Below are 9968 nucleotides of genomic sequence, written 5' to 3'. Positions count from 1 at the left end.
TTCGCTATGAACTAAAGGTCCTTTCTAGGATTTAAATTTATGCCAATATTGATTTATAAGAGAAAGTTTGGTTGGTTATAATTTTCTTCATAAAAATAGCGATATTTAAGCATCGCTATTTTTGTATATTGATTATTTTATAAATCCTGCATGAAAGCTAGTTGCTTTTGTTGGGTCACCCTTACCGTTATAAACAGCTTGCATTGGATAGGGGTAAGCAGGTTGTTCCTTGATGACCTCACCTAGCGCATTTTCTTTTTGGGTGAGCAAAGAGTCAGGAGCGACACCGCCTATCACCCAAGCTTCAAGTGCACTTATGGCGTCAAAGGTGGAGTTGCCCGGTCCATCTATGCCACAGTGGATCACGCCTGGCAGTACAAACAACCGAGCAAAGTCTCTAACTTCCTGATGGTGGCTATGCATAAATGATTCTACATTCTCATACCAATCAATTGTTGCATATGCCGGAATTGCCGCATCAGACCAGCCGTGAAGTACAATCATTTTACCGCCACTGTCTTTGAACTGCCGTAGATCTGGGTCATCAGCATCTATTAGCTTGCTGATTTCTCTAAGGTTTTCTTTCTCATCTTGATATGAAAAATCTCGCCAATCGTAGTCGATATCAAGGGCTTCTGGATAAGCGAGGTACTTTAAATATTCAGTTGCGGCATAATAGGCAAATGGCTGAAGTTGAGTGAGCAGTGGGGTGACCCAGCCAACCCATTCGGGCTCTGAGCCGTAAGGTAAACCGCCATAAATTACCTCGCCTTGTGCATTTTTGGATGGAGCATATAAAGCTTTAACAGCTTCGACTTGCTGATTTGACAAACAATTGTTTACTTGGCCTGCCTCACAGGCTAGAGTTTGTGGGTCAAAATCACAAAGTCTCGGATCACTGATCACACCATCTACTAGTCCATCCTTGTGATCACATGCGTTCAAAACTGCGCTGGCTATCATGGGAATTTCTTGTGATGATAAAATTGGCTCATCTCTGTCATTTAAAACAGCTCGGGCATTATCCATGCAGTTGACCAGGTTTACATCGGTATAGTTTACCGTTGGGCCTCGTGCTATTACACCGTCAAAATCATTAGGGTAGCGCTTAGCTGCCATGACACCAGCGTGCCCACCTTTTGAGCAGCCAGTTATGAACGAATATTGTGGCTGTGTATGATAAAACTTTTCCATGATGGCTTTTGCTGCAACAGCGACCACATGGTTGGCGCGATAAGCAAAGTCTATTTTCAATTGCTGGTTGTTTCTGGCCCATTTACCGTCAAAGCCATATGCGGTATGGCCGCCATCATGGCTCATGGTTGCGTAGTGCCTAACTATTCCAGCCATTGGTGGGTAGGGGCTAACATCGCCACAAAAACCCATACAGGCGTTGAGTAGATATTTTTGGTTCCACAGCTCTCTTGCTGGCAAGCGAAGTTCAAATCGAATTGTAGGCGATACGTATCCTTTTACTAAGCAATGATCTGGCAGTTGTGTCTGAGATCTAGGAATTGGTGCGCCCATAAGTCTGCTGTGTTTGTAGGCCCACTCAGACTCAGTGGCATTCATTTGATACCCTTTTATAAAGCTCGACTCGATCACATTGGTTGCAGCTTCACCTCTTTCAAGTTTCGAGAAATCGTCGAAGCGCAGTGACATGCAGGCGCGTTCTTCTGCACTGAGTTGAGGCTCAGTTTGTGCAGCCATTAATTGAGTTGATACACTACTAACACACACAAAAGCCAGCGGATAGGACATCTTACTAGTTAAGCTAAATTTTATCTTCATACCCATTTATCTCCTTTTAAAGGTCTGTAACTGATAATAATTATCAATTAGATTCATTGTCTTGTATAGACTTTAGAAACTCAAGAGATTTGTTATCATTTAGCTGTTGTAATTAGTCTATCAGGGCTTGTAAGTGTGTTACTTATTCAGATAAATATGCCTCGGTAGTTGAAACATCTTATTGGTTTTGGGAGCTCATATTTGTTGAAGTATGGTTAGACTTCCAAAATAGGTAAGGTTATCTTGATCCTAACGCCACCTATTTCACTATGACTGGCGCTGATAATACCGCCATGGCGTGTGATTAAGTCTTGGCATATGGCAAGACCAAGTCCTGTGCCGCCTTTGTATAATGTCTTATTTTGTTCGCTTTGATACATACGCTTAAAAATATCTTTAAGCTCGGAGTCAGAAACGCCGGGCGCACTGTCTCTGATTGAAATGTTTAATTGACCTGATTTTAAGTATGCCCTTAACTGAATAGTTGCCGGTGCAGCACTGTATCTTAAGCTGTTTGATAAGATATTGGAGAGTACTTGTGTCAGCCTATCTAAATCGGCGTGCATGAATAATTGATCAGATAACCTAATATCATACTGAAATTGAGAATCTGGACGTTGAGTTACCCGATCTTTTGCATCATTGCACCATGAGACTAACCAAGGCTTTACTGGGTGATAAGCTCTATTTAGCGGGCGCTCCTCTAGCTCTGTCATTGCCAATTGATCAATATCTGCGACGAGTTTATTGATGTCTCCTATGCGTCTATGCAGCAATTCATAGGTTTTTTCAGTGTCTTCTAATAGGTTATATTCCAGTCCTTCGATGGACATTTTTAACACGCTTAATGGGGTACGGATCTCATGGGAAACTTCAGCTAAGAGCTGTTTTTTTCGTGCCAGCAGTGCTTCAGAAAACTCGGCTCTGTCTTTTACTCTTTGCTGAGTAGCTAAAATGCTAAACCGCCACTTCATTGCTTGGTACATACAAAGCAGTGCTGTAATTAACATAATTGAATAGGCTGGCCATGTTTGCCACCAGGGCGCGAGCAATGTGAACGAGTAGCTAATAGGTTGCCCATGCTGACCTCGCGCTGTGGCTCTTACCTGAAACTCATAGTCTCCGGGTGAAAGATGGTTGTATGTAATTTCGCTTAAACTTGTCGGTTCACTCCATATTTCACTACTGCCGCGCAAGCGAGTCTGATACATAACTCGCTCAGGGGATGTCCAGTCATTGTGACTAAACTTAAAGGTGATTTGCAAAGTGTCTGAAGAAAACGCTAAGTTGCTCGCTTGTGTTTGACTTATTGACGGGTAGGAGTGGTTGCCATCTATGTCTAATGATGTCACTTCGAGTAACATGCTTTTTAAATTGGGAGTGATGTCAAAATTGTCTGGGTTAAAGTATGTAAGCCCACTACCAGAGCCCCAATAGAATGTATTCTCAAGCAAAGCTGCTGTATTCAGAGTTGCATCGACGGCAATGTAGCCATTGTCATAGACAAAAGCATCCAGCTCTAATGGGGCATCAGATTTAAAAAGTTGGGTGGTTTTAAGCCGATTATTGCCCCGCTCTGTACCAATCCAAAGTGCGTCTTGATGGTATCTTAAACCAAGTACAATATTGCTACTGAGGCCTTCTTGCTTGCTGATATGACGTCCAAGCCAACGTTTATTATCTTCTTTGAGCGCAAGTACACCAGATCTTGTGCCTATATAGATAATTTGGTTGTCATCTTGTTCGATACTGTATGCCCAGTTGCTGGGGAAGCCGCCGGCTTCTGTGAATTTATACACCATATCATTTTCTAAAAAATAGGTGCCACCGCCATTAGTTACAAACCATACACGCTGAATACTATCAATAAAAACATCTATTACATATTCAGTTTGAGTAAGTTTTAGGAGTTGCAACTTCCCGTCACAGCTACGGTACAGACCGTTTTGTGTCGCTATATACATACAGCCATCAGAAGCAGAAACTATTTGGTGAACAATATCAGCAGATAAGCCTTGTTCATGCCAAACATGGGTACTAATATCTTGGGTTAAGATCATTATGCCTTGGCGGCTGCCCAGCCAAACACGGTCTTGGTCATCTTTTGCAATACTATGGATGTAGCGATTGAACAGAGTGGCGACAGGCGTTAACCACTCATCATGTTCGAGTATTTGTACCCCAGTGCCATATTGGCCGAGCCATAACTGATCATTGATATTTGCCAAAGCACTGACACGTTCATTGAGTAAGCCACTGCGTTTTGAAAGTAGCCTAAATCCCGCCTCGCGGAGTCTATTAATACCACTACCGTAGGTAGATACCCAAATATGACCCTGAGTATCTTTCATTAAACCGCGTATATGTTTATCGCTAAGGCCATTTTTTTTATTATAGTTATAGGCGTGATAGCCCTTTAGTTTGAATACCCCCCAGCTATCATCACCTATCCATAATGTCTCACGCTCACTGTCAAACATAAGCGCTGTGACGTTTGGGGTGTCTATGCCAGACAAGACCGCAACATTGCGTGTTGATTTATCAACTCGGCAAACCTGGCCGCTATTAAGCGCAAAGTAAATGTGCTGCTTTGAACTTGTTACTGTATTAGCACTACCTTGGCACTGATTATCAAACTGATATTGCGACAATTCACCTTGTTCGAATTTAAGTAATCCTGAGCTTGATGCAATCCAGAGTGAGTCGCCATCAGCACTCAAATCAAAGAGCTGTTCAGTTTTGATATCATTACTTAGTGTTTTTAGGGTGTGATTGTCAAATTGATATAAGGCGCTTTGCGTTGAGAAAAAGATGGTTTCATCGATAACTTCAACGTTATTCACTTTATCTAGAAATGGCTTTTTATCAATTTCAAGTATTTGAAATTGATGTCCATCAAAAATGTTCAGGCCTTTGTCTGTTGCAAGTACTAATTTATTGGAGCTGGTTTTAGCGATATCCCACACTCGGTTATTGTTAAGGCCTTGACTATCGTTAAAGCACCTAAAGTGATCTCCAATATATTGGCAAAGTCCCTCTCCATTGGTGGCGAGCCATAAAGCGCCTGTTTGATCTTGAACAGTTTTATAAATGGCACCAGTGGGTAGGCCTTGGCGTGTAGAAAAGTGCCTGATATCTGACAATGTGCTTAGCTCAAATTGAGCGGGTTTTACTTGAGTCCAAAGTGGAGGGGGGCGATTGCTGCTAACAGGCGTAAAAGCTGCTCCCATAATCTTCGATGTTAATATCTCAATGGATTGAGCTGTATAGTTTTCGGTGTTTTCCCAACTTATTTGTATAGTTTTATCTAAATCTTTTTGAGTCGATTTTTTTAATACGGGGCTTCCCTGTGGTAAGGCTATATTAGCGGTGTCTTGCCACCTTACAGGTTGGGGTTTTTCTACAGTTAGCTCATATATCGCGTTATGTGGAGAGGCATTATGCGTAGCTGCAGAAAAAGCAGTTATAGTACACAACAGGCAAGCGATGAATCGGTACAATAATATACTTCCCAAAGAGAGTTTACGGTATGACCATATTATAGCTATGGCCTTGAGCTTAGAGCAGCATAATTAGCTACATTGCAATCCTTTGAAAGTAGGATGATATTATCACATTAAGCCGATAAGGGAATTGGAAAGTATTAAAGTTGAAGAATTTAAGAATGAGGTTAAACACGCAATCGTTTGAAAGCGCGTTTAAAACAGGTCTTAGCACCAATACGTATTACAAAGTAAAGTTTCACATTCAGGATGCTGTGATGGACAGGTTGTGGTGCCACACATCACTAACTCTGTGTAACAGCGCCTGCTATTGTAAGCGCCTGCAACGTACTGAGTTTGTTTTGCTGCCAGTGTTTTTTGGTCTTTGTTTAATAACTTAATTTGTTTCTTTTTAAGTTTCATATTTTCTCCTTAAAATACTATTTTTGATAATTTCGATTTAGTGTAAACACAGCTAAACGGGTTTTTAACTTAATGTAATAAATCTACCTGCTAAAATCTTTAAATAGTTTAAATCAGGTCTCATAAAAAATGTCGAAAAAGTGCATTTTAAATATCAAGCGCTTCCAACAAATACCACCATATTGCGATCATTAAAATGTGCACAGATGGTATTTTATGAAGTGACTGCTTGAGAATCAGCAGTCAAATCACCTTATTATCTAGTTACACATCCGCGTCCGCCAGTCCAGCAGATAACTGGGTTTGTAGGACGACAAACTGGGTAAATTGAAGGCTCAGCACCTCCACCAACTTGTGGTGTTGCGTTGTGATTTAATTCATTGCTTTTATTTAGGTTTTTTAGGCTTTTCTTTATTAGTTGAACTTTCATTTTTATTTTCCTTATTCAAGCATAATTGACAATGCAATGTTATTAATTTGATTTTAAAAAGTAAATAAAAAGTTTTATTTAAACTGGTGTTAACACTAGAATATGCTTTTAATAAAAAATAAAAGCATTAATATCATATGGTTTCATATTGGATTATTTTGCTCTTTTCTTTGCGCTTTATTTTGATATAGGGCTTGATCTGCTAGTTCAAGTAATTGCTCAATCGCGGTGTCGGCTGTAACTTCGCATACGCCAAAGCTCATACCGAGTGCAACACTGTCTACAGAGAGTTGAGATGGAACTAAATTTTGGATGCGGGCAATAAAAGTTTCGGCAGTGTGTGCGTTCATACCGGGTATGAGTAACATGAACTCATCTCCTCCTAGCCTAAATAGCTTGTCATTCTTGCGGGTATATTGTTGAACCAACTTCACGAAGTTGACCAACATTTCATCCCCGATCCCATGACCCAATTTGTCATTCAATACCTTAAAGTTATCTAAATCTATCATGATGATAGAGCAGGTTTGGCCATATCTTGTTACTCGTTCTGATTCAAGCTCAATATTTTCTATGAGCGTTCGTCGATTGAGTGCGCCGGTTAATGGATCTTTGGTTGCAACATTTTCAGCAGCTTGAATGGCTTCATTATACGTCCTCACGATAACTGCTGTTAATAACATGACAAGACCGGAAGACATTGCCGATCTAAGTGCTATCTCTATATGTAAGTTCATAAAGGTTAAATATGTAATAACAGCCCAGCAGCTACTGTTTGTAAAACAGGCCATTTTAAATGGAAAGACCATAAATACGCCGACGAGAAAAGCTGGCAACCAAATCACGGCAATAATGGGAGATTGAAAGGAAAAATATATCAGCGTACTTCCCAAGACCGCACTCAAAACAATGCACTTTAATACGCTAAGGCGTCCTTGGAATAGACGTACAGCTGTAAACAGGAGCGCAGCAATCACAATCACCACAGCAATAGCTAAGCCATAACTATTGCTGATAGCGTAACGCACTGGGTAATAAAGTAAAAACGCAGCCGTCACAATAAGTAAATAAGCTGCGTATGTTGGATATCGATTGATCAGAATTGGCTGTGCTTTAGTCAGTGCACCAAAGCGCTCTTTTAACTTAAGAATAGGAATACCTTCAAAAAAATAAAATATCTACAGCTATAAGTGTAAATCACAATTTTAAATCATCAATAGTGTCCCTTTTTTGAAAGCGGACATGCCGTTATTTACACGTGTTGACTCTGTCGTTTGTGTCGTACTGGATGACAATATGGGAAATCCAATAAGGGTGAGCTGGCTTTATAATCTTGCTGTTTGGAAGAACTCATTGTTTAGCAGGGGAGTTTTGTTTAATTTATCCTACCTTTATATCAGCCAAATGTACGTATGATTAAAAGATGAAAGCGAGGGCTTTTTCGAAGCATTGGTACAAGAGGGCATCCCCATGAATGTTTAGCCCTCAATACTTTTTATACTGCAATTAGTTGATATGTCTCTGACTGATAAGCTTATAGTAGCCAATAGTGACTGCTAAATTTGCAGGACAAGTTACATGACCTGAAAGTTGTGTGTAGCGATACTCTCCCGCCCAAGGTGCACCCGCAACTTTTTTATATGTACATTGGGTGTATTGTTCCGCTGCTTGAGCATCAAAGCTAGGTGCTGCCATGAATGACATGAGGAGTGCTGCACTTAAAGGTGCTAACTTTTTCATTTTTAATTCCTTTTGTTTTGGCTGGTTGATAAATGTACAGATTAAATCTGCCACTAAATGACATCGCTGTCAATTTGTGCGTTTGTTTTTTTGAAGCCAATATATTAGGCGTGGTGGCGCCAGCAGTCTGGTGATATTTATAAAAGTTACGAGTTCATGAAAGCCATGGTGCTTAAGGAGGCTTGTCGTTATTTCTTACTCAGTGCCAATAAATTTATTTGTTCACATTAAGAACCGGTTGCTGACTCACATATTAGAGAGAATCTCAACATCGTACTATATCAGTACGAATGCCAGTCAGCAGCATTCATACAAGTTGATAAATAAGCAGAGTTAAATCATTGAAAAAATGGACTGATGAGCGAAGCTTTAGTTACCTGCCAGTGAATCTTGTATGAGTATTCTTATGTATTCAGCCTACTCACTATCGCGATGTTATTGTGCCTTAGTTCTTTCTGGAACAAGTTTTATACAGAAAATTTAAACTTTTAAAGTGATATCAAAACTGAATGCGGAAAGAATGCGTAGACAGTTTATTACCAATAAGCTTTAAATTGAGGTCAGAAAGAGGTGGTTTGCGCAATAAATTGTTCTATTCTTATTTTTATTATAGTTTTTTGCTATTAAAGCCTAGATATCTAGAGTGATTTGCTTTATTTAATTAAATGGGTTTATCGCTTGTTGTTAAACATTATGTTAATAAATGTGAGTTAATGCAATGGGTTATGTTTATGATCTACAGTTTATTGATGTTTCTATAGAACCAATCCATTATCTACAATATTGCAGATTTTAAACTTGATCGATTCTAATATCACCCATAATTTATAAATTTGCATTTTTATTTTGTTAGTATTATGAAAATTATGCTTTTATTTTTATTTTTATTGCCATATTAATCCTGATGCTTGTATTGGGATGAACTTTTGTTTTTCGCTTTTTATCTATGTAAAAATAAAGTCGCTTAAGAAATGTTCACATTATGAATTGGATAATTAATTTTATAAAAATTGTTTCTTGTAGCATTTTGGCGGTGTGAAACTTGCTGGAAAGTCATGGAAGAGTGTCATGGAAGTCGGATACGTTACAGTGGGTAAATATTAAAAGTACATCTCACATGAGTCCTTTATTAAAAGCTTTTTATGAGAAGCGTGGGATTTGGATGTTCTAATTAGATGAAGGTCCTTACATGCCCCTTTGAAGCTTGCTTTCACGATTGATTAGATCTACATCGCCAGTGGAATACTTTAACAGTGCATCATGTGCGTCGTGGCCTTAGATGCGGACCCTTTACATTAATTTTTTAATGAGTAACTAATATGAAACTAACAACATTGCTTGTTGCAGCCAGTCTGGCTTTTTCATCTTTATCAGTAAAAGCAGCAACAGATACATCTGCTTATCGCTTTCAAGCTTATTTTGATAATGTATTAAACAGTCGCTGTGCAGCTAAACCAAGCGAATCAAATGCAATCAGCAGAATAGATTGGGCTTTAAGGCAAAGAGTTATTACAAATAACGCTGCAAATTGGGGGAAACAGTTTAAATACTATCCTATTGTTGATTTCTTTGATAGTTCCATTGCTGTGATTTGTAGCTATCAGGTTGCCCCCAGTTCAACAATGACATTGGAGCGCTTCAAAAGATTAGCTGATAGCTTCAATATGCATACACGTTGTGTTGTTAGCCCAGATATAAACGAGATATATGCACGTATTGATTCAATTGTGAATGATGGTTATATCACAAATGATGCTGGTTTATGGGCGAGATACAACGGATACCTGCCTATTGTTGATTTATTTGCAGATAGAGTTATTGGCGCCTGTCCATTTCGACGTTAGATAAATATGGATATGTTCGAATTCAAATAAAAGATAACCGAGCTGTACTTATACTTTCCAAAGTATAACTCGGTTTAGCCTACGTTTTTAATTAGGATGGTTTAGGGGGTAAATTTAAATTTATAAAATACGATTTTATATTAGATTAACCTAATTGTTTTTGATAGTTGTATTCTCTGACTGATTTTGAAAATAAATTCAATTGATTTGTATTAATTTGTAACCTGAGAAGTTCTCTTTTTATAGTGGTGATAGGCC

The 9968-nt window shown here is 39.0% G+C and carries 7 protein-coding genes; 1 reads left to right on the top strand and 6 read right to left on the bottom strand.

Annotated features, from left to right (window positions below):
- Positions 1 to 132: 132 nt before the first annotated feature.
- The 6 genes from L1077_RS26640 to L1077_RS26615 form a co-directional block, all read right to left on the bottom strand.
- The gene (locus tag L1077_RS26640) at positions 133 to 1791 is read right to left on the bottom strand and encodes a tannase/feruloyl esterase family alpha/beta hydrolase (protein WP_237139791.1); all 1659 of its coding nucleotides are present in this window, start codon (positions 1789 to 1791) and stop codon (positions 133 to 135) included.
- A 215-nt stretch (positions 1792 to 2006) separates the two neighbouring features.
- On the bottom strand, positions 2007 to 5291 hold the full coding sequence (locus L1077_RS26635) for a sensor histidine kinase (RefSeq protein WP_237139790.1): 3285 nt from the start codon (positions 5289 to 5291) through the stop codon (positions 2007 to 2009).
- Positions 5292 to 5501: 210 nt separating this feature from the next.
- Positions 5502 to 5696 carry a hypothetical protein gene (locus L1077_RS26630; protein ID WP_063360488.1) on the bottom strand — a complete coding sequence of 65 codons (195 nt, stop codon included), beginning with the start codon at positions 5694 to 5696 and terminating at the stop codon, positions 5502 to 5504.
- A 256-nt stretch (positions 5697 to 5952) separates the two neighbouring features.
- On the bottom strand, positions 5953 to 6126 hold the full coding sequence (locus tag L1077_RS26625) for a hypothetical protein (protein ID WP_237139789.1): 174 nt from the start codon (positions 6124 to 6126) through the stop codon (positions 5953 to 5955).
- A gap of 143 nt (positions 6127 to 6269) precedes the next feature.
- Positions 6270 to 7184, bottom strand: a complete 915-nt coding sequence (locus L1077_RS27675; protein ID WP_237139788.1) for a GGDEF domain-containing protein — start codon at positions 7182 to 7184, stop codon at positions 6270 to 6272.
- Between the two features lie 448 nt (positions 7185 to 7632).
- Positions 7633 to 7866, bottom strand: a complete 234-nt coding sequence (locus L1077_RS26615; protein WP_237139787.1) for a hypothetical protein — start codon at positions 7864 to 7866, stop codon at positions 7633 to 7635.
- A 1319-nt stretch (positions 7867 to 9185) separates the two neighbouring features.
- On the opposite strand from L1077_RS26615, the gene L1077_RS26610 reads away from it, so the two are divergent.
- Positions 9186 to 9710 carry a hypothetical protein gene (locus L1077_RS26610; RefSeq protein ID WP_237139786.1) on the top strand — a complete coding sequence of 175 codons (525 nt, stop codon included), beginning with the start codon at positions 9186 to 9188 and terminating at the stop codon, positions 9708 to 9710.
- The last annotated feature ends 258 nt before the right edge of the window (positions 9711 to 9968 follow it).

This window comes from Pseudoalteromonas luteoviolacea, assembly GCF_021654285.1.
GTDB classification, from domain to species: domain Bacteria; phylum Pseudomonadota; class Gammaproteobacteria; order Enterobacterales; family Alteromonadaceae; genus Pseudoalteromonas; species Pseudoalteromonas luteoviolacea_J.
The sequence above is the reverse complement of the archived record's forward strand: the minus strand, read 5'-3'. Positions and strand labels throughout refer to the sequence as shown.

Bases quoted from the DNA above. Each gene is read 5' to 3' on its own strand.
- L1077_RS26610 (WP_237139786.1), top strand. From the start codon at position 9,186: ATGAAACTAACAACATTGCTTGTTGCAGCCAGTCTGGCTTTTTCATCT.
- L1077_RS26615 (WP_237139787.1), bottom strand. From the start codon at position 7,866: ATGAAAAAGTTAGCACCTTTAAGTGCAGCACTCCTCATGTCATTCATG.
- L1077_RS26640 (WP_237139791.1), bottom strand. From the start codon at position 1,791: ATGAAGATAAAATTTAGCTTAACTAGTAAGATGTCCTATCCGCTGGCT.
- L1077_RS26625 (WP_237139789.1), bottom strand. From the start codon at position 6,126: ATGAAAGTTCAACTAATAAAGAAAAGCCTAAAAAACCTAAATAAAAGC.
- L1077_RS26630 (WP_063360488.1), bottom strand. From the start codon at position 5,696: ATGAAACTTAAAAAGAAACAAATTAAGTTATTAAACAAAGACCAAAAA.